Annotated in this window: 19 protein-coding genes; 8 read left to right on the top strand and 11 right to left on the bottom strand. The window is 73.6% G+C overall.

Features of this window, described 5'->3' with window-relative positions:
• Window positions 1-18: 18 nt before the first annotated feature.
• Both ACFUJ1_RS30245 and ACFUJ1_RS30250 read right to left on the bottom strand, forming a co-directional pair.
• Window positions 19-729: an SWIM zinc finger family protein gene (locus tag ACFUJ1_RS30245; protein WP_378650720.1), complete on the bottom strand. Its 711-nt coding sequence runs from the start codon at window positions 727-729 to the stop codon at window positions 19-21.
• A 58-nt stretch (window positions 730-787) separates the two neighbouring features.
• Window positions 788-3,550: a DEAD/DEAH box helicase gene (locus ACFUJ1_RS30250; protein ID WP_378650721.1), complete on the bottom strand. Its 2,763-nt coding sequence runs from the start codon at window positions 3,548-3,550 to the stop codon at window positions 788-790.
• 228 nt (window positions 3,551-3,778) lie between these two features.
• Between ACFUJ1_RS30250 and ACFUJ1_RS30255 the strand changes: the two genes are divergently transcribed.
• Window positions 3,779-4,477, top strand: coding sequence for a DUF1524 domain-containing protein (locus tag ACFUJ1_RS30255; RefSeq protein WP_378650722.1), 699 nt, complete (start codon window positions 3,779-3,781; stop codon window positions 4,475-4,477).
• A 1-nt stretch (window position 4,478) separates the two neighbouring features.
• Here the strand turns inward: ACFUJ1_RS30255 and ACFUJ1_RS30260 are convergent, their stop codons facing one another.
• Complete coding sequence (locus tag ACFUJ1_RS30260) at window positions 4,479-5,282, bottom strand: sulfurtransferase (protein WP_378650756.1); 804 nt, start codon at window positions 5,280-5,282, stop codon at window positions 4,479-4,481.
• 141 nt (window positions 5,283-5,423) lie between these two features.
• Here ACFUJ1_RS30260 and ACFUJ1_RS30265 point away from each other — a divergent pair, with 141 nt between their 5' ends.
• Entirely contained in the window at window positions 5,424-6,626 is a 1,203-nt protein-coding gene (locus ACFUJ1_RS30265) for a benzoate/H(+) symporter BenE family transporter (RefSeq protein WP_378650723.1), read from the top strand.
• On the opposite strand, the gene ACFUJ1_RS30270 is transcribed toward ACFUJ1_RS30265, so the two are convergent.
• From ACFUJ1_RS30270 to pdhA, 3 genes are read right to left on the bottom strand one after another with little or no spacing between them, the layout of a single operon-like run.
• On the bottom strand, window positions 6,613-8,058 hold the full coding sequence (locus tag ACFUJ1_RS30270; RefSeq protein WP_378650724.1) for a dihydrolipoamide acetyltransferase family protein: 1,446 nt from the start codon (window positions 8,056-8,058) through the stop codon (window positions 6,613-6,615). The genes ACFUJ1_RS30265 and ACFUJ1_RS30270 overlap by 14 nt on opposite strands.
• A gap of 24 nt (window positions 8,059-8,082) precedes the next feature.
• On the bottom strand, window positions 8,083-9,057 hold the full coding sequence (locus ACFUJ1_RS30275) for an alpha-ketoacid dehydrogenase subunit beta (RefSeq protein WP_378650725.1): 975 nt from the start codon (window positions 9,055-9,057) through the stop codon (window positions 8,083-8,085).
• Entirely contained in the window at window positions 9,054-10,139 is a 1,086-nt protein-coding gene (gene pdhA, locus ACFUJ1_RS30280; protein ID WP_378650726.1) for a pyruvate dehydrogenase (acetyl-transferring) E1 component subunit alpha, read from the bottom strand. The genes ACFUJ1_RS30275 and pdhA overlap by 4 nt, the downstream gene beginning before the upstream one ends.
• Before the next feature lie 136 nt (window positions 10,140-10,275).
• Here pdhA and ACFUJ1_RS30285 point away from each other — a divergent pair, with 136 nt between their 5' ends.
• Together ACFUJ1_RS30285 and ACFUJ1_RS30290 are read left to right on the top strand one after the other, a co-directional pair.
• Window positions 10,276-10,764 carry an Lrp/AsnC family transcriptional regulator gene (locus tag ACFUJ1_RS30285; protein ID WP_378650727.1) on the top strand — a complete coding sequence of 163 codons (489 nt, stop codon included), beginning with the start codon at window positions 10,276-10,278 and terminating at the stop codon, window positions 10,762-10,764.
• Window positions 10,765-10,774: 10 nt separating this feature from the next.
• On the top strand, window positions 10,775-11,575 hold the full coding sequence (locus tag ACFUJ1_RS30290) for an SDR family oxidoreductase (RefSeq protein WP_378650728.1): 801 nt from the start codon (window positions 10,775-10,777) through the stop codon (window positions 11,573-11,575).
• Here ACFUJ1_RS30290 and ACFUJ1_RS30295 read toward each other — a convergent pair.
• Complete coding sequence (locus ACFUJ1_RS30295) at window positions 11,564-11,968, bottom strand: acyl-CoA thioesterase (RefSeq protein ID WP_378650757.1); 405 nt, start codon at window positions 11,966-11,968, stop codon at window positions 11,564-11,566. The two genes, ACFUJ1_RS30290 and ACFUJ1_RS30295, sit on opposite strands and share 12 nt — an antisense overlap.
• 26 nt (window positions 11,969-11,994) lie before the next feature.
• Window positions 11,995-12,948 (bottom strand): AraC family transcriptional regulator, encoded by a 954-nt coding sequence (locus tag ACFUJ1_RS30300; protein ID WP_378650729.1) that lies wholly within the window; start codon window positions 12,946-12,948, stop codon window positions 11,995-11,997.
• 99 nt (window positions 12,949-13,047) lie between these two features.
• Here ACFUJ1_RS30300 and ACFUJ1_RS30305 point away from each other — a divergent pair, with 99 nt between their 5' ends.
• Window positions 13,048-14,241 (top strand): MFS transporter, encoded by a 1,194-nt coding sequence (locus ACFUJ1_RS30305; protein WP_378650730.1) that lies wholly within the window; start codon window positions 13,048-13,050, stop codon window positions 14,239-14,241.
• A 24-nt stretch (window positions 14,242-14,265) separates the two neighbouring features.
• On the opposite strand, the gene ACFUJ1_RS30310 is transcribed toward ACFUJ1_RS30305, so the two are convergent.
• From ACFUJ1_RS30310 to ACFUJ1_RS30320, 3 genes are read right to left on the bottom strand one after another with little or no spacing between them, the layout of a single operon-like run.
• Window positions 14,266-15,687 (bottom strand): NAD(P)(+) transhydrogenase (Re/Si-specific) subunit beta, encoded by a 1,422-nt coding sequence (locus ACFUJ1_RS30310; protein ID WP_378650731.1) that lies wholly within the window; start codon window positions 15,685-15,687, stop codon window positions 14,266-14,268.
• Window positions 15,688-15,691: 4 nt separating this feature from the next.
• Window positions 15,692-16,003 (bottom strand): NAD(P) transhydrogenase subunit alpha, encoded by a 312-nt coding sequence (locus ACFUJ1_RS30315; RefSeq protein ID WP_378614500.1) that lies wholly within the window; start codon window positions 16,001-16,003, stop codon window positions 15,692-15,694.
• Window positions 16,003-17,118 (bottom strand): Re/Si-specific NAD(P)(+) transhydrogenase subunit alpha, encoded by a 1,116-nt coding sequence (locus ACFUJ1_RS30320; RefSeq protein ID WP_378650732.1) that lies wholly within the window; start codon window positions 17,116-17,118, stop codon window positions 16,003-16,005. Before ACFUJ1_RS30320 ends, ACFUJ1_RS30315 begins: the two co-directional genes overlap by 1 nt.
• A gap of 375 nt (window positions 17,119-17,493) precedes the next feature.
• Here ACFUJ1_RS30320 and ACFUJ1_RS30325 point away from each other — a divergent pair, with 375 nt between their 5' ends.
• The 3 genes from ACFUJ1_RS30325 to ACFUJ1_RS30335 are packed head-to-tail and all read left to right on the top strand — an operon-like array spanning window position 17,494 to window position 19,445.
• On the top strand, window positions 17,494-17,925 hold the full coding sequence (locus tag ACFUJ1_RS30325) for an HIT family protein (RefSeq protein WP_378650733.1): 432 nt from the start codon (window positions 17,494-17,496) through the stop codon (window positions 17,923-17,925).
• Between the two features lie 48 nt (window positions 17,926-17,973).
• A complete protein-coding gene (locus tag ACFUJ1_RS30330) occupies window positions 17,974-18,807 on the top strand; it encodes a maleylpyruvate isomerase N-terminal domain-containing protein (RefSeq protein WP_378650734.1) in 834 nt (277 codons plus the stop codon).
• Window positions 18,807-19,445 carry a Type 1 glutamine amidotransferase-like domain-containing protein gene (locus ACFUJ1_RS30335; RefSeq protein WP_378650735.1) on the top strand — a complete coding sequence of 213 codons (639 nt, stop codon included), beginning with the start codon at window positions 18,807-18,809 and terminating at the stop codon, window positions 19,443-19,445. Before ACFUJ1_RS30330 ends, ACFUJ1_RS30335 begins: the two co-directional genes overlap by 1 nt.
• The last annotated feature ends 2 nt before the right edge of the window (window positions 19,446-19,447 follow it).

Below are 19,447 nucleotides of genomic sequence, written 5' to 3' on the forward strand. Positions count from 1 at the left end.
CCCGGCGCCGGGTGTTCATCACTCCTCCAGCGCGCGGTACAGCGCGGCCAGATCCTTCCAGCCCATGGCGGCGATCGCCTCGTCCGGTGCGGTGCTGCGCAGGGCCTGGCGGAGCAGGACCGGGTCCAGATCGTCCAGGGCCGGGCGCGGAGCAGGGCGCGGGAGCGCGGGGAGTTCCAGTGCCTCGCCGTAGGGGTCGGCCGGGTCGGCGGTGTCGCTTTCCCGCTCGACCGCGCCGATCAGGGCCTCCGGGTCGACGCCGCGCACGGTGAGCAGGTCGCGCGGGTGCTCGTCCAGGCGGTCCGCGAAGACGTGGCAGATGGCGGCGACGTGTTTGCACGGGCGGGCGGAATCCGGGCAGGTGCAGTCGAAGTCGAGGTCGGCGGCGGTGTCCGGGAGGAGCAGGGGCTCCAGGCTCGCGGGCGGAAGGCCGGCGACCACCTCGGCGAGCGTGCCCGGGCTCGCGCGGATCTCCTCGACCAGCAGCTCCAGCTCCTCCGGGCGCATGCGGCGCACCACCAGCGCCGCGGTGAACGGCCGCGGCTGGCTGCCCTGCACCTCCCCGACCACCACCCCCGGCTCCGCCCGCCAGCTCAATACTTGTCCACCGCGGACAACCGCCCGCCCCCGCGCCAGTCTGCCGGTCTCACCCACGCGGTCGATGCCGGCCAGCAGCGCCCGCCCCCAGCGCGGGGCGGCTCGCACTGTGCCGCCGCGGCGCCCGCTCATCGAGTACGCCTCCGCGCTCCAGGCGGCACCCCGCAAACCCTGCGGCGGGGAGCGGGGCTCACTCCCCCACCGCCTCGGCGCCGAGGGCGAAGAGGTCGCGGAGTTCGTCGGTGCCGAGTTCGGTGACCCAGTTCTCGCCGACCCCGACGGTGAGATCCGCGAGTTTGCGCTTGTGCGCGATCATCTCGTCGATCCGCTCCTCCAGCGTGTCGACGCAGACCAGCTTGCGCACCTGGACCGCGCGGCGCTGGCCGATCCGGTAGGCCCGGTCGGTGGCCTGGTTCTCCACCGCGGGATTCCACCAGCGGTCCATGTGCACCACGTGGTTCGCGGCGGTGAGATTGAGCCCGGTGCCGCCCGCGGCCAGCGAGAGCACCATGAGCGGCGGCCCGTCCGCGCTCTGGAACCGCTCGACCATGGCGTCCCGCGCCCCGCGCGCGACCCCGCCGTGCAGGAACGGCACCTGGGTGCCGAACCGCTCGGCCAGGAACGGCACCACCAGCTCGCCGAACTCGCGGAACCGGGTGAAGAGCAGCGCCTTCTCGCCGTCCCCGAGCACGCCGTCCACGATGTCCTCCAGCAGCGCCAGCTTCCCGGAGCGGTGCTGCCCCCGGCGCAGCACCGGCGAGCCGTCGCCGAGGAAGTGCGCGGGATGGTTGCAGACCTGGGCCAGCCGGGTGAGCGCGGCCAGCACGGCGCCGCGCCGTGCCATACCCTCCGCGGAGCGCAGCTTCTCCACCATGTCGTCCAGGACCGCCTGGTAGAGCGCGGCCTGCTCGGCGGTGAGGTTGGCGCGGACCGTCATCTCCAGCTTCTTCGGGAGGTCGTCGATGACGGTGGGGTCGGTCTTCACCCGGCGCAGCACGAAGGGGCCGGTGATGGCACGCAACCGGGTGACCGCGTTCTGATCGGCCTCGCGCTCGATCGGCACCGCGAACCGGGACCGGAACGCCTGGGCGCTGCCGAGCAGCCCGGGCACGACGACGTCGAGCAGCGCGCGCAGCTCCTCCAGCCGGTTCTCCATGGGGGTGCCGGTGAGCGCGAGCCGGTGCCGGGCCGGCACCGCGCGGGCGGCGCGCGCCTGCCTGGTCGCGGCGTTCTTCACGTGCTGCGCCTCGTCCAGAACCAGTCGCTCCCAGCGGCATTCGGCGAGATCGGCGACGTCGCGGGCGAGCAGGGCGTAGGTGGTGATCACCAGGTCGGCCCCGGCCGCCGCGGTCGCGAGCGCGGCGCCGGAGAGCCGCGCGGGGCCGTGGTGCACCAGCACCCGCAACTCGGGCGCGAACCGCGCGGTCTCGCGCTGCCAGTTGCCGACCACCGACATGGGGCAGACCAGCAGTGTCGGCGCGGCGGCGCGCTCGTGCAGCAGCAGCGCCAGCACCTGCACGGTCTTGCCGAGCCCCATGTCGTCGGCGAGGATCGCGCCGAGCCCGAGCCTGCTCATGGTGGCCAGCCAGGCCAGGCCGCGGCGCTGGTACGGGCGCAGGGTGGCGCCGAACCCGGGCGGGTCGGGCACCTCGACGGTCTCGGTGTGCCGGTCGAAGAGCTCGGCGGCCCAGCCGGTGGCGGTGACCTCGGTGATCGGCACCCCGTCGACCCGCTCGCGGGCGAGTTCGGCGAAGAGCGCGGCCAGCGTCGCCTCGTCGCCGCGCTGCGCGGCCACGTACCGCGCGGCCGCGCTGAGCGCCGTGCGATCCGCCTGCACCCATTCCCCGCGCAGCCGGACCAGATCCGATTCGGCGGTGATCAGCCCGCGCATCTCGGCCTCGGTGAGCTCGGTGTCGCCGAGCGCGAGTTCCCAGCGGTAGGAGAGGATGCCGGGCAGTCCGACGGCGCTCTCCGCGGCGGGCGGGCTGCTCACCCGCAGTTTCAGCGTGGGGGCGGTGACGGTCCACGGGCGGGGCAGCAGCAGCCGGATGCCTGCGGCGTGCAGCGCGGCGGCGCCGTGTTCGACCAGGTCGGCAACGACCTCGGTGGGCAGCAGCAGGTCGAGGGTGGTGTCGTCGCCGGGCAGGTCGCGCAGCCGGGGGTAGGCGGCTCTGGCCTGCTCCAGCTTCGTCATGCCGGTGCGCAGCCGCACCGGGTCGCCGTGCAGGGCGACGGGCTCCGGTGCCTCGTCGGCGGCGCGAATGCAGACCTCGAGGCGCCAGAGGGTGAATTCGCCGCCGTCGCCGTCGGGTTCGCCGAGGCGGAGGACCAGCTCGTACTCCTCGGTCTCCAGGCCTGCGCGCCAGCGCTCCAGCACCTCGGCGGGGCGGTAGCCGCCGGGCTCGACCGGTTCGTCGTCGCGCAGCCCCGCGATCAGCGGGTGTGCCGAGCGCGGGGCGCCGCCGAGCAGGGAGCGGGCGATCGGGTCGGTGAGCTCGGCGAGGAGGTCCTCCAGGACCGCGGTCGGCCTGCCCGGCACGCGCAGGGCGGGCGGCATGAGCGCGGCGAGTTCGGCGCTCCAGGCGCGCTGCCTGGCGCCGCCGACGAGTTCCCAGCGGGCCCACCACTGCCCGTCGGCGCGGCGCAGCTGCGGCACCACCCGGCCCGCGCGCACCCAGCGCTCGATGCCGTGCGCCACGTGCGCCAGGAAGCGCAGGTCGCCCGCGGCGGTCTCGGGGGGGAGCCGCTGCCGCAGCACCTCGGCGGCGGCCGCCGGTGCCAGCGCGTGCGCGGAGACCTCGGCGACGGCGCCGGTCGGGTGCAGCGCCTCGGCGCGGTGCCGGAAGCGGGCGCGGGCGAGGAGCCCGCCGAGCGGCTCCGGCGGCTCGGCGCCGGGCCGCTCGTCACGCCACAGCAGCAGGCCCGCGCCGGGCGACCACAGAGCGTGCAGCATCCACCCATCCAAGCACCAGCCCCCGACACCACACCCGCTGCCCGCGTGCACCGCCGGCTCCGGGGCCGGCCGGCGGCGACGCCGCGACCGCTTCCGGACAAGCCGCCGGTGCCGCCGCTCGCCGCGCACAACCGCGGCGGAAACTCGACCGGCGGAACGATCCGCTTCATCCCCAGGCCCCGGGGACGGGGACAGCGGCCTGTCGGTGCCGCGCGGTACAGGTGAGCCATGACCGCGCCGCTGCTCCGCCTGCTCGTCGCTCTCACCGTCGTCCTCACAGCCGGTTGTTCGGTGCTCGGCCCGGCTACGGCCCCTGCCCCCGGCAGCCCGACCCGGGCCGAGCTCGAGCAATTGCTGGGGCAGGTGCGGGTGGTGCCGGAGCGCCCGCGTCCCGGCGGCTACGAACGGGGGTGCAAGGACGGCAAGGGCTGCGTCTTCGGCGAGTCCTGGACCGACGCCAGCGACGCCCCCGGCGGGCACGACGGCTGCGACACCCGGAACAACGTGCTTGCCGCCCAGCTCACCGCGGTGCGGTTCCGACCGGGCACGCGGAACTGCGTGGTGCTGGCGGGCGGCCTGGACGACCCGTACACCGGCACCCACATCACCTTCGACAAGTCCGACGCCAGGGCCGTACAGATCGACCACGTCTTCCCGCTGGCCGCCGCCTGGGATCTGGGCGCCGCCGCCTGGCCACAGGCCCGGCGGGTTCGCTTCGCCAACGACGTCACCGTCAACCTGGTCGCCACCGCGGGCGCGACCAACCAGGCCAAGAGCGACGGCACACCGGGCGAGTGGCTCCCGCCCGCCACCTCCGGCCACTGCTTCTACGCGGGCAAGTACCTGACCGTCGCGGCCGACTACGACCTCCCGCTCACCGCCGCCGACAGCGCCGCGCTGCGCGACATCGCCGCGCGCTGCCCGTAGCTCAGGCCCCGGTCGCCACCGGCCGCTTGGGGTCGTGCGCCCACTGCGACCAGGAGCCCGGGTAGAGCGCCGCCTCGATCCCGACCACGGCGAGCGCCGCGATCTGGTGCGTCGCCGTGACCCCCGACCCGCAGTACACCGCGACCGGCCCGTCCAGTCCGGCGAAGCGTTCGCGCAGGTCGTCGAGGGGCCGGAAGCGGCCGTCGCCGTCCAGGTTCTCGGCGGTGGGGGCGCTCACCGCGCCGGGGATGTGCCCGGCGCGCGGGTCGACCGGCTCGGTCTCGCCGCGGAACCGCTCGGCGGCGCGGGCGTCGAGCAGCGCGCCGGGCCAGCGGGCGGCGGCGTCGGCATCGATGACCGGGAGGTTGCCCGGGGTCAGCACGACGTCGCCGAGCGGCGTCTCGGCCTCGGCGCCGGTCGCGACCGGCGCACCGGCGGCGACCCAGGCGGGCAGCCCGCCGTCCAGGATCCGCACGTCGGCGATCCCGCCCCAGCGCAGCAACCACCAGGCGCGGGCCGCGGCGAGGCCACCGGTGGCGTCGTAGACGACGACGGCATCGCCCTGATCGATCCCCCAGCTCCGGGCGCACTGCTGCAGCGCGGCGAGGTCGGGCAACGGGTGCCTGCCGCGGGCGGGCGAGGGCGGCGCGGCGAGCTCGATATCCAGGTCGACGAAGACCGCACCCGGAATGTGACCGTCCGAATAATGTTGCGCGCCTTCGGGATCCCCGAGGGCCCAGCGCACATCCAATAGCCGGAGCCGGCCTTCCGCCACCCTCGCGCGCAGATCGGACGGCGAGATCAGTACCCCGCTCACCACAGCTCCTCGTAGTCGCCGGTCACGCGTCGTCGCGTGCGGATCGGACCACCCTAGCGCGCGGAGGTTACGAGAATCGGGCCAGTTCAGCGGGACCGGCTACGGACATCGGGGGCGCCGGGGTGCAGGATGCCGGAGGTGAACGGTCCCGAACTACAGGCGAACCCGGCGCAACCCGTCGGCGCGGGCGTGGTGACCGCGCTGGTCGGCTTCACCAGCTCGTTCGCGGTGGTCCTCGCCGGGATCACCGCGGTCGGCGCGACGCAGGCGCAGGCCGCCTCCGGGCTGGCCGCGCTCTGCGTGACGCAGGCGGTCGGCATGCTGCTGCTGAGCCGCTGGTACCGGATGCCGATCACGCTGGCCTGGTCGACGCCGGGCGCGGCGCTGCTGGCGAGCACCGGCGCGGTGGCGGGCGGCTGGCCCGCCGCGGTCGGGGCGTTCGCGCTGACGGGGGCGCTGATCGTGCTGACCGGGCTGTGGGGGCGGCTCGGCGCGCTGGTTGCCGCGATCCCGGTGCCGATCGCGCAGGCCATGCTGGCCGGGGTGCTCGTCCCGCTGTGCCTGGCGCCGGTCGAGGCGGTGCGCAGCTCGCCGGCGGTGGTGCTCCCGGTGATCGCGGTGTGGCTGGTGCTGACCCGGTTCGCGCCGCGCTGGGCGGTGCTCGCGGCGTTCGGCACGGCGGCGGTCGGCGCCGGGATCGCCATCGCGGTGCGCGACACCCCGCTGGACGCGGGCTCGATGATTCCGGCGCTGCAGCTGACCTGGCCGCACTGGAGCTGGCAGGCCGTGATCGGGCTCGCGGTGCCGCTCTACATCGTCACCATGGCGTCGCAGAACATTCCGGGGACGGCGGTGCTCGGCTCGTTCGGGTACCGGACGCCGTGGCGGGCGGCCATGACCGTCACCGGCATCGGCACCGTGCTCGGCGCCCCGGCGGGCGGGCACGCCATCAACCTGGCCGCGATCAGCGCGGCGCTGGCCGCGGGGCCGTCCGCGCACCCGGACCCCGCGCGCCGCTGGGTCGCGGCATTCACCGCGGGCGGCTGCTACCTGGTGCTCGCCCCGGCATCGGCCGCGCTGGTGACGCTGGTCGCGGCCGCACCGGCGGGGGTGCTGGAGACGGTCGCCGGGCTGGCGCTGCTCGCCACCCTGGCCACCTCGCTGACCGGTGCGCTCGCCGACGAGGAGCATCGGACGGCCGGGGTGGTGACCTTCCTGATCGCGGCCTCCGGGGTCGCCTTCCTCGGCGTAGGCGCCGCGTTCTGGGCCTTGCTGGCCGGGCTGCTCGTGCGCGCCGCGCTGTCCCGGCCCCGCCCGGTCAGCCCCGGCTGAGCAGGGTGAGCGGATCCTCCAGCAGGTGCGCGATGTCGGCGAGGAAGCGGGCGCCGGTGTCGCCGTCGATCATCCGGTGGTCGAAGGAGACGCCGAGCGTGGTCACCCAGCGCACGGCCAGTTCGTCGCGCACCACCCAGGGCCGCTTGCGGACCGCGCCGAGGCAGAGGATGCCGCCCTCGCCCGGGTTCACCAGCGGCACCCCGCTGTCCACCCCGAACACCCCGATATTGGTGATGGTGAAGGTGCCGCCGCGCAGGTCGGCGGGGGCGGCGTTGCCCGCCCGCGCGGTCTCGACCAGCCAGCCGAGCTCGCGGCAGAGCTCGCGCAGCGACAGGGTGTGCGCCTCCTTGAGATTCGGGACGAGCAGGCCGCGCTCGGTCGCCACCGCGATGCCGAGGTGCACGTAGTGCTTGGTGACGATGTGCTGGTTCGCGTCGTCCCAGAAGGCGTTCAGGTCAGGGAAGTCGCCGAGCGCGACCAGCGTCGCCTTGGCCACCAGGGTGAGCGGGGTGAGCGGGAGCCCCTCGAACGAGGCGGTGTTGCGGAGGTGGTCGAGCAGCTCCATGGCGGCGGTGAAATCGACCGTGGTCGAGGCGCCCGCCTGCGGGATCGTCCGCGCGCTCACCACCATGGCGGCGGCGGTGCGCTTGCGCACCCCGGCGATCGGGGTGCGGGTCTCCCTGGAGACCGGGCGGATGACGCCGGTGCGCGCGTCCGAGGCGACGTGCGGTTCGGCCGCGGCGGGTTCGGCGCCGGACGCACGGCGGGGTTGCGAGATGGGGACGGCGGCGCGCACGTCGTCGACGGTGACCGCGCCCTCCGGGCCGGAGCCGGCCAGGAACCACAGGTCGATCCCGAGCTCCTTGGCGAGCTTGCGGGCCGCTGGCGTCGCCGCGGCCCTTCGCACCTTCGGGTCACCGCCGAGCGGCGAGCGCGACCGCCCGTTCGCAGCCTGATTCCGCTGCGCCGCAGTGGAATTCGCGATATCACCGGCAACCGCCGACGGACGGCCGCCGACCGGATCGGCGGCACCACGCGGCCCGCGCCGCGACTCCGCGTCCCCGGACGGCCCGTAGCCGACCAGCACCCCGCCCTCCGGCGCGACCGAAATCGGCTCCGGCGCCGAGTATCTCACCGGGGCGGCGGTGTCACCCCGCCCGCGCACCCGGATCAGCGGCGACCCGACGGGCACCGTCTCGCCCGGCTGCGCGAGCAGCTCCGCGACCACCCCGGCGAACGGGGATGGCAGCGCCACCACCGCCTTCGCCGTCTCCACCTCGGCGATCACCTGGTTCAGCTCCACCTCGTCGCCCACCGCGACGGCCCAGGAGACGAGCTCGGCGTCGGCGAGCCCCTCGCCCAGGTCGGGTAGCCGGAATTCCAGCACCGGACCGGGGGTGGCGGGGTCTCGAACGGCGGCATCGTGCACGGGGGACACCTCTCACGGAGCGATTCAAGCGGCGAGGGAGCGGTCGACCGCGGCCAGAATGCGGTCGGCGTCGGGCAGGTGGTGTTTCTCGAGCTTAGCCGGGGGGTAGGGGATGTCGAAGCCGCCGACTCTCAGCACCGGGGACTCCAGCTGGTAGAAGCAGCGCTCGGAGATCCGCGCGGCGAGTTCGGCGCCGATTCCGCCGGAGACCTGGGCCTCGTGCACCACCACCAGCCGCCCGGTCTTCGTCACCGACTCCGCCACCGTGTCCAGGTCGAGCGGGCTCAGGCTGCGCAGATCGATCACCTCCACCGAATGTCCCTCGGCCGCTGCGATTTCAGCCGCTTTCAGGGCCGTGGCGACGGTGCCGCCGTACCCGGCGATCGTGATGTCGTCGCCCTGAACGCAGACCCGCGCGCGGTCCAGCGGGAGCGTGGGCGGGGCGTCCACATCGACCTCGCCGCGGTCCCAGTACCGCCGCTTGGGCTCGAAGAAGATCACCGGGTCGTCCAGCGCGACAGCCTGCCTGATCATGTGGAACGCGTCATCGGGTGTGCTCGGCGCGACCACCCGCAGCCCGGCGGTGTGCGCGAAGTACGCCTCCGGCGACTCCGAGTGGTGCTCCACCGAGCCGATGCCGCCGCCGAACGGGATCCGGATGGTGAGCGGGGCGCGCACCTTGCCCTGCGTGCGGTAGTGGATCTTGGCGACCTGCGAGACGATCTGGTCGAAGGCCGGGTAGACGAAGCCGTCGAACTGGATCTCGCAGACCGGCCGGTAGCCGCGCAGCGCCATGCCGAAAGCCGTTCCGATGATGCCGGATTCGGCCAGCGGGGTGTCGATCACCCGGTGCTCGCCGAAGTCCTTCTGCAGCGTGTCGGTGACCCGGAAGACGCCGCCGAGCCTGCCGACGTCCTCGCCCATGAGCACGACCTTCGGGTCGTCGTCGAGCGCGGCGCGCAGTCCGGCGTTCAGCGCGGCGGCGAAGGTGGTGATCACGCGAGTGCTCCTTCCGCGGCGGCGAACTCCGCCCGCTGGCGCTCCAGCTCGGCGTGCGGGGTCGCGTAGACGTGGTCGAACAGCGTCTCTGGCGCCGGGTCCGGCATCTCGAGCGTCGCGCTCCGCAGGCGGTGCGCCACCGCGTCGGCCCGCGCGCCGACCTCGCGCTCGAACTCCCCGTCCCAGCCGGACTCCCGCTCCAGGAGCCTGCGCACCCGGTCGATCGGGTCGCGGCCGCGCCATTCGTCGGCCTCGGCGGCCGCGCGGTAGCGGGTGGGGTCGTCGGCGGTGGTGTGCGGCCCCATCCGGTAGGTGAGCGCCTCGATGAAGGAGGGGCCGCCGCCCGAACGCGCCCGCGCGAGCGCCTGCCTGGTCACCGCGAGCACGGCGAGCACGTCGTTGCCGTCCACCCGGATGCCGGGCATGCCGTAGCCGTAGGCCCGGCGGACCAGCGGCACCGCGCTCTGCACCCGGACCGGCGCGCTGATCGCCCAGTGGTTGTTCTGGCAGAAGAAGACGACCGGCGCGGCCCAGCTCGCGGCGAAGCCGAGCGCCTCGGCGATGTCGCCCTGGCTGGTCGCGCCGTCGCCGAAGTAGGCGACGGTGGCGAGTTCGGCGCCGTCCAGGTGCGCGGCGTAGGCGTAGCCGGTGGCGTGCAGCCCCTGCGCCCCGACCACGATGGCCGGGTTGGTCATGCCGACGGCGTCCGGATCCCAGCAGTGGTGCGCGACGCCGCGCCACAGCCGGGTCATCTCCGCCGGGTCGACGCCGCGGCACCAGGCCACCCCGGCCTCGCGGTAGCTGCAGAACACGTAGTCGTCCCGGCGCAGCGCGCGGGCCGAGCCGATCTGCGCGGCCTCCTGGCCGTACAGCGGCGCCCACAGCCCGAGCTGCCCCTGCCGCTGCAGCGCGGTGCCCTCGGTGTCGATCCGGCGCGCGATCACCAGGTCGGCGTAGAGCTCGCGGAGTTCGGCGGTACCGATGTCGGCGACGAGCGCGGCGTACTCGGGGTCGAGCACGCGCCTGCCGTCAGGTTGGACCAGTTGCACGGGGTACGCGCGCTCGCGCGGTTTCTCGGACATGTACCGCCTCCTGTCGTGCCGGCCTTGTGAGCCATATCACTCAGCATCCACGATCACGCCATCCGCGCAACCGATGGCGACACGACTGCGCACAATGCGCAATCCAGCGGGGTCGAGCGGTGTCATACTGCGTCGCATGTCCAGTTCGCTCGATGCCACCGACGCCAGGCTGCTGCTCGAACTCGTGCACAACCCGCGCGCCACCGGGGTCGAGCTCGCCACCCGGCTCGGCCTCTCCCGCAACACCGTGCAGGCCAGGCTGAACCGCTGGGAGGCGAGCGGCGTGCTCGGCAGCGTGGAGCGCCGGGTCGAGCCGCGCGCCCTCGGCTACCCGCTCGCCGCCTTCGTCGCGGTGGTGGTGGATCAGCACCGGCTCGACCCCGTCGTGGCCGAGCTGGCCGAGGTGCCCGAGGTCACCGAGGTGTGCGGGATGACCGGCGAGACCGACCTGACCGTCCGGGTGGTCGCCACCGACGCCGACGACCTCTACCGCATCGCCGGGCAGATCCTGAAGATCCCCGGCGTCGAGCGGACCAATATGGCGCTGGTCATGCGCGAGCTGGTCGGCCCGCGCAGCACCCCGCTGCTGCGGCGGCTGGCCCGGAGCGGCCGCCCGCCGGGCTAGGGTGCGGGGCATGGAGATTTCGGGCAGGGTCGCGGTCGTCACCGGAGCCGGCGCTGGCATCGGCGCGGCGCTCACGCAGCGGCTGGTCGCGGGCGGTGCGCGGGTGGTCGCCGTCGACCTGGACGGGGCCGCGGTGCGCGCGGTGGCCGAGCGGGCCGGTGCCGCCGCGGTGGCGGGCGACGTCGCCGACGAGGCCGTCATCCGCGCCGCGATCGAGACCGCCGAGCGCGAGTTCGGCCCGGTCGAGCTGTACTTCGCCAATGCCGGGATCGGAGGCGGCGGCGGGCTGGACGCCACCGAGGCGCAGTGGGCGGCCGCGCTCGACGTCAATGTGCTCGCGCACGTCCGCGCGGCGAAGCTGCTGGTCCCCGGCTGGGTCGAGCGCGGCACCGGCTACTTCGTGACCACCGCCTCGGCGGCCGGGCTGCTCACCCAGCTCGGCTCGGCGCCGTACGCCGTCACCAAGCACGCCGCGGTCGGCTTCGCGGAGTGGCTCTCGGTGACCTACGGCGACCAGGGCATCAGGGTGAGCTGCGTCTGCCCGATGGGCGTCGACACCCAGCTGCTGCACACCGGCATGGTCCCCGATGGCTCCGAGGCCGACGGGCAGCTCGCGATCAAGGCGGTGACGACGGCGGGCGCGGTGCTCTCCCCCGAGCAGGTCGCCGACGACATCATCGCCGGTGTCGCGGCCGAGCGGTTCCTGATCCTGCCGCACCCCGAGGTGCTGGAGATGTACCGGCACAAGGGCGCCGACTACGACCGCTGGATCGGCGGCATGCGCCGCTACCAGGCGGCGCTACGCGGGTAGCTCCGCCGCCACGATGGTCGCTGCCGCGGCCCGGACGACCTCCGGGATCGGCACCGGCCTTCGCGTCTCCTCGTTCACGTAGACGTGCGTGAAGCTGCCGGTGGCGGCGAGCTCCGGTTCGGTGTCGGTCTCCCGGAAGATGGCGAGGTCGTAGGTGATGCTGGAGTTGCCGAGCCGGGCGACCCGGATGCCGACCCGCAGCATGTCCGGGAAGCTCACCGAGCCGTGGAAGCGGCAGGAGGTCTGCGCGACGACGCCGAGCTCGGGCAGCTCCCTGATGTCGGTGCCGGTGGCCGCCATCAGCCAGGCGTTCACCGCGGTGTCGAAGTACGAGTAGTACGTCACGTTGTTCACGTGGCCGTAGTGGTCGTTGTCCGCCCACCGGGTCGGCATCGGCCAGAGCACGGGATACTGCTGCGTCACCCGGCCGACGATAGCTCAGCGGGCGCCGCGCCCTGCCGGTGGTCGCGCGGGCTGACCCCGAAGTGGCGCTTGAACGCGGTGCTCAGCGCGAAGGCGCTGCCGTACCCGACCTGCCTGGCGATCGCCTCGATGGTGGCGTCGCTCTCCTGCAGCAGGTCGGCGGCGAGGGCCAGCCGCCACTCGGTGAGGAAGGCCATCGGCGGCTCGCCGACCAGCTCGGTGAAGCGGCGAGCGAGTGCCGCTCGCGAAGCGCCGACCGCCTCGGCCAGGCCGGCCACCGTCCAGCCGTGCGCGGGGTTGTGCTGCAGCAGCCGCAGCGCCTTGCCGACCAGCGGGTCGCTGTAGGCGTGGTACCAGGCGGGGGCCTCGGCCCTGGCGAACCAGGCGCGCAGCGCGGCGATGAGGACCAGGTCGAGCACGCGATCGAGCACCGCGCCCTGGGCCGGGCGGTCCTCGGTGACCTCGTCCACCAGCAGCGCGAGCAGTCTGCCGTCCACCTCGCCGGCGCCGAGCACGACGGTCGGCGGCAGCGCGCGCAGCAGCCTGCGGCTGGCCGCGCCGACCGACTCGTAGGTGCCGGTGACCATGACGGTGGCGCCGTGCGGGTCGGTGCCCCACTGCCGGACGCCGAGGCTCAGGGTCTCGCAGAGGATCTCGCCCTCCGGCGTCTTCGTGACCTGACCGGGGTGGATGACGATCTGCGGCGGGGTGGCCGGGTCGTCGGCGACGGTGTAGGAGTCGGGGCCGCGCACGATCGCGACATCACCGGCGCCGAGCCGCCGCCGCTCGCCGTCGTCGGTGAGGAACCAGGCGTGCCCGCGCACCATCGCGACGACGGTGAGCGGCGCCTCGTCCTGGATCCGCAGCGACCACGGCGGGTCGAGCAGCGAGCACATCAGGAAGGCGCCGCGGGCGCGGGGACCCTCGAGCAGGCTGGCGAGTGCGTCCACCGTTCGAGGGTAGACGGCGCCGGGCCGCGCGGTCGAGCACGGAACGGCGCTGCGAGAAAGGGTTTTCCGGCTCCGCCCGGCTTCGGTACCGTCGGGACGATGCTCTCGACGACACCGGCGCCCCCGGTGCGCGCCGCGCGGGCCGCGGTGTTCACGGTCTTCGCGCTCAACGGCCTGCTGCTCTCGCTCTGGGTGGTGCACATCCCGGCGATCACCGATCGCACCGGGGTGGCCCCCGCCCAGCTCGGCACCTTCATCCTGCTGCTGGCCGGGGCCGGCATCGTCGGCATGCGGATCACCGGGCCGCTGGCCGACCGGTTCGGCAGCCGGGCGCTGGTCGCGGCCGCCGCGGTGCTGGTCTCGCTCGGCGTGCTCGGCCCCGGCTTCGCCACCGGCCCGCTCACCCTCGCGCTCGCGCTCGCCTTCTTCGGTTTCGGCAACGGCGCGCTCGACGTCTCGATGAACACCCAGGCGGTGCATGTCGAGCGGGCCTACGGCAGGCCGATCATGTCCGCCTTCCACGCGCTCTTCTCCGGCGGCGGCTTCCTCGGCGCGCTGATCGGCGCCGCGACCCAGCGCGCGGGGCTGGACCTGCGGCTCACCCTGGTGCTTGCCGCCGCCACCGGCCTGCTGCTCACCGCCGCGCTGGTCCCGCGGCTGCTGCGCGAGCTGCCCGAACCGGAGCCCGCGGCGGCCGCCGCGGCGCCCGAGCCGCGCGGCGCCCGCAGGCTGCGGGTCTTCGCGCTGGCCGCCATCGCCTTCGTGCTGCTGCTCACCGAGGGCGCGGCCGCCGACTGGAGCGCACTGCAGGTCCGCGACCACCTCGGCACCACCGAGTCCACCGCGGCCTTCGCCTTCGCCGCCTTCTCCGGCACCATGACCGCGGGCAGGCTGGTGGCGGACCGGGTGAGCGGGCGCTTCGGCCCGGTCTTCGTGGTGCGCTGGGGCTGCGTCACGGCCGGGCTCGGGCTGGCGCTCGTGGTGGGCTCCGGCTGGCTGCCCGCCACCCTGCTCGGCTGGGCGCTCTGCGGGATCGGGCTCTCCGGCGGGGTGCCGCAGATCTTCACCGCCGCGGGCAACCTCGGCTCCGGCGGGTCGGCGGGCACCGACATGTCCCGGGTCTTCGCCATCGGCTACGTCGGGCTGCTGGCCGGGCCCGCGATCATCGGCTGGCTCACCGAGCTGGTTCCGCTCAGCACCGCGCTCGCGGTGCCGCTGGTGCTGGTACTGGTCTGCTCCTGGTTCGCCGGGGTGGTCGCCCCCGACGCGCGGAACGCCCCCGCTCGGTCCTGAGCGGGGGCGTTCCGTCGACCGCGACTACAGCGCCTTGAGCTCCTCGGTGACCGCACCGACGGACTTCTTGGCGTCGCCGAACAGCATGGAGGTGTGGTCGGCGTAGAACAGCGGGTTGTCGATGCCCGCGAAGCCGGAGTTCATCGAGCGCTTGAGCACGATGACGCTCCTGGCCTGGTCGACGTTGAGCACCGGCATGCCGTAGATCGGGCTGCTGGTGTCCTCGCGGGCGGCCGGGTTGGTGACGTCGTTCGCGCCGATCACCAGGGCGACGTCGGTCCGGTTGAACTCGCCGTTGACGTCGTCCATCTCCTTCATGGCGTCGTAGGAGACCTCGGCCTCGGCCAGCAGCACGTTCATGTGCCCCGGCATGCGGCCCGCCACCGGGTGGATGGCGTACTTGACCTCGACGCCCTTGGCCTCGAGCAGCGCCGCCATCTCCTTGACCGCGTGCTGCGCCTGGGCCACGGCCATGCCGTAGCCGGGGACCACGATGACCTGGTTGGCGTAGGCCATCTGAATCGCGGCGTCCGCGGCGCTGGTGGCCTTGGCCGTCTTCGCCTCGCCGTCACCGCTCGCGCCGGGCGCCGCGCCGCCGCCGCCGAAGCCGCCCGCGACGATCGCCGGGATCGAGCGGTTCATGGCCTTGGCCATGAGGTTGGTCAGGATCGTGCCGGACGCGCCGACGATCATGCCCGCCACGATCATGGCGGTGTTGTTCAGCGCCAGCCCGGCCGCCGCGGCGGAGAGCCCGGTGAGCGCGTTGAGCAGCGAGATCACGACCGGCATGTCCGCGCCGCCGATCGGGAGCACCACCATGAGGCCGAGGATGCCCGCCGCGACCAGCAGCAGCACCATCCACCACCACTCGGCGCCGCCGTCGCTCGCGCCGAGCCCGATGACCACCGCGGCCGCGACCGCGGCGATGAGCAGCAGCAGGTTCAGCGGCTGCTGCAGCCGCCCGAGGCCGATCGGCTTGCCGGGCAGGATCTCCTGCAGCTTGCCGAAGGCGATGAGCGAGCCCCAGAACGAGATCGAGCCGATGATCGCAGCGAAGAGCGAGCCGACGATGATGTGGACGGTCGGGGACTCGCCGTGCTTGAAGTTCGAGAACCCGGTGGTGTCCAGGAACTCGGCCCACGCGATCAGCGCGACCGTGCCGCCGCCGACGCCGTTGAACGCCGCGACCAGCTGCGGCATCGCCGTCATCTTGGTGTACTTCGCCGGCGGGACGCCGAGCACGACGCCGACCACGAGGCCGCCGACGATCAGGATCCAGTTCCCGGTGTCGCGCACCGCGATGAGCGTCGCGACCACCGCGAGCCCCATGCCGAACGCGGCGATCCAGTTGCCGCGCACCGCCGTCTTCGGGCCGGTCAGCCCCATCAGGCCATAGATGAAGAGGGAAAAGGAAATGATGTAGAGAACGTTGACCAGATTGTCCATCGGACTACTCACCAGCCTTCGGGGCGGCCTTCTTGCCCTTGAACATGCCCAGCATGCGGTCGGTCACCACGAAGCCGCCGATGACGTTCAGCGTGCCGAAGACCACGGCGACGAACAGGATGATCTGGATGCCGATCGAGGGGTCCTGCACCTTGCCGAGCGTCACCAGCGCGCCGAGCACGACGATGCCGTGGATGGCGTTGGTGCCCGACATCAGCGGGGTGTGCAGGGTGTTCGGGACCTTGGAGATGACGGCGAACCCGACGAACCCGGAGAGCACGAGGATCGCGATGTTCGCGAGCAGTTCGGTGTACATCAGACCGCCTCACGGGTGACGCAGGAATCGGCGAGGACCTGATCGTCGAAGTCGGGCGCGAGCTTCCCGTCCACCAGCATCAGGTCGAGCAGCGCGAAGATGTTCTTGGAGTACAGCTCGCTGGCGTGCTCGGGCATGGTGGCGGGCAGGTTCAGCGGCGAGGCGATGGTGACGTCGTGCTTCACCACGGTCTGCCCCGGCTCGGTCAGCTCGCAGTTGCCGCCGGTCTCGCCGGCCAGGTCGATGATCACGCTGCCCGGCTTCATGCCCTCCACCGCGGCGGCGGTCACCAGCCGCGGTGCGGGGCGGCCGGGGACGAGTGCGGTGGTGATCACCACGTCGAAGCCCTTGATGGCATCCTCCAGCGCCTGCTGCTGCTTCGCCTTCTCCTCGTCGGTGAGCTCGCGGGCGTACCCGCCCTCACCGGCCGCGTCGATGCCGAGGTCGAGCCACTGCGCGCCCACCGAGCGGACCTGGTCGGCCACCTCGGGCCGCACGTCGTAGCCGGTGGTCCGGCCGCCGAGCCGCTTCGCCGTCGCCAGCGCCTGCAGCCCGGCGACGCCGACCCCGAGTACCAGCACGGTGGCCGGCTTCACGGTGCCCGCCGCGGTGGTCAGCATGGGGAAGAAGCGGGTCGACTCCGAGGCGGCCAGCAGCACGGCCTTGTACCCGGCGACGTTCGCCTGCGAGGAAAGGGCATCCATGACCTGCGCGCGCGAGATCCGCGGGATGGCCTCAACGGCGAACGCCTGCACGCCTGCCGTTTTCAGCGCGCCGATCTGGTTCTCGGCGTTGCGCGGGGCGAGGAACCCGATCAGCGTCTGCCCGCTGGTCAGCTTGCCGACCTCGGCGTCGGTGGGCGGGGCCACCTTCACCACCACATCGGCGGACCAGGGGTCGCCGACGGTCGCGCCCGCCTCCACGTAGGCGGCATCGGGAATCAGCGCGCCCGCTCCGGCGCCCGCCTCCACCACGACATCGACGCCCTTCGCGAGCAGACTCGGGACGATCTTGGGCACCAGGGCCACCCGCCGCTCGCCCGTGCCGGACTCGCGTACGACCCCGACACGCGCGCCGCGCGGCGACGGGTCGCCTGCGCTCTGCGTTGTCTCCACTTGTCAGTTTCCTTCTCGTGCTGGCAGCGATCCCTAAGTTACTGGCGAGTAAGCTAGGTCGAATCCTCGCAACTGTATCCGGACCGCGGTGAGCGTAGCTGAGATGCCGATCACGTGGCGAAGTTCGCAACTGTTGTTTCGCTGGTTTCGCAAATTTGCATTTCCGCAGCGTCTTCCCGGTGCCCGCGGCTTCGCCGGATTCGCCGACCGCCGCCTCCGGCCGTCACCGCAGGTGAAACCGGACGGGAAAGGGCAGCCGGGCACGCTGTACCCCCGCGCCCGGCGAATGCGGCCACGACACGGGGTTCCGACACGAGTGACGCGTGTCATATGGCGGGTATCCCCCGCGGCTCGTACGCCGTAAGGTCGCTCGGTGTGACCGACTGCGTCTTCTGCGCCATCGTGGCCGGAACCGCCCCCGCGACCGTCGTCCACGAGGACGCGGACGTGCTGGCGTTCCTCGACATCCGACCGATCGCCCGCGGGCACACGCTCGTGATCCCGAGGAGCCACGCCACCGAGCTCGACGAGCTGGAGCCGGAGCTCGGCGCCGCCGTCTTCCGCACCGGGCACCGGCTGGCCCGCGCGGCCCGCCGCGGCGGGCTCGCCGCGGACGGCGCGAACCTGGTGCTGAACGACGGCAAGGCCGCCTTCCAGACCGTCGGGCACGTGCACCTGCACGTGATCCCGCGCCGCTCCGGCGACAAGGCCCGCTTCGCCGCCGGGCTGCTGCTGCGCCGCCCGCACGACGCCGAGTCCACCGCCGCCGCGATCCGCGCCGGCCTGGCCGCGCTCGACGCGCGCTGACCGACACCGACCACGGATGACCGACACCGACCACGAGGGAGCACACCGGTGAGCGAACCCGAGCAGGCCGAGCTGATCGACCTGTTGGCGGAGCAGTGGCAGGCGCTCGGCCGCCTCGTCGCCGACCTGGACGAGCCGGGCTGGCGCACCCCGACGGCGCTGCCCGGCTGGACCGTCTTCGACGTGCTGGCACACGTCATCGGCACCGAGTCCTGGCTGCTCGGCGAGCGCCCACCCGCCGCCGACCCGCTGCGCCCCAAGGTCGACGTGCGCGAGCTGCCGCACGTGCGCAACGAGACCGGCGTGCTGAACGAGATCTGGGTGGACCGGCTGCGCCCGCTGCCGCCTGCCGGGCTGTTCGAGCTCTACACCTCGGTGACCGAGCGCCGCACCGCCGCGCTGCGCGCGCTGGACGCCGAGGCGTGGGCCGCGAAGACCCCGTCGCCGATCGGCGAGGTGAGCTACGGCCGCTTCATGCGGGTGCGGCTCTTCGACTGCTGGATGCACGAGATCGACATCGCGGACGCACTCGGCGTCACCGTCGCCGAGGGCGGCCGCCGCGGCGAGGTGGCGTTCCAGGAGTTCCTCGGGTCGATTCCCCGGGTGCTGGTCAAGCGCGGGCAGGCGCCGGACGGCGCGCGGATCGAGATCGAGCTGAGCGGCGCGCTCGCCCGCACGCTGCGGGTCGCGGTCGAGGGCAGAGCCGGTTTCGTCGACGCGCTCGACGGCCCGCCGGACGCCGCGATCGCCCTCGACTCCGGGCTCTTCACCCGGCTCGGCGGCGGCCGCACCCCGGCCACCGCGCACGAGGGCGAGATCGCGCTGCGCGGCGACACCGAGCTCGGCGACCGGCTCGTGCGCTCGCTCGCCTTCACCATCTGATGCGGCTCTTCCTGGCGAGCTACCGCTTCGGCGCGCACGCCGACCGGCTGCTCGAGCTGGTCGGCACCCCGGGCCGGGTCGGGCTGATCCCGAATGCCTGCGACGCCTGGCCCGCCGCCTGGCAGTCCGCGGTGACCAGCGACGAGGTGCCGCTGCGGCGCCTCGGCTTCCGCCCCGAGGTGGTCGACCTGCGCGAGTACGCGGGCGCGCCGGAGCGGCTGCGCGCCACCCTCGCCGGGTTCCCGCTGCTCTGGGTGCGCGGCGGCAACACCTTCGTGCTGCGCGCCCAGTTCGCCCGCAGCGGCGCGGACGCCGTGCTGCCCGCGCTGCTCGCCGACGATGCCCTCGTCTACGCCGGGTACAGCGCGGGCGCCTGCCTGCTGAGCCCGGACCTGCACGGCATCGAGGAGGCCGACGACCCGGCCGAGGTGCGCCCGGCCACCGGCGTCGAACCCCGCTGGGACGGGCTCGGGCTGATCGACCGCCCGATCGTGCCGCACATCGACTCCCCCACCGACCCGGACGGCATCTGCACCCGGCTCGCCGCGCGCTTCCGCGCCGAAGGCAAGCCGCACTTGGCGCTCACCGACGACGACGCGGTGATCGTCGACGGCGGCGCACCCGAGCTGCTGAACTGAGC

The sequence above is a fragment of the Nocardia sp. NPDC057227 genome (assembly GCF_042669725.1).
Lineage (GTDB): Bacteria > Actinomycetota > Actinomycetes > Mycobacteriales > Mycobacteriaceae > Nocardia > Nocardia asteroides_A.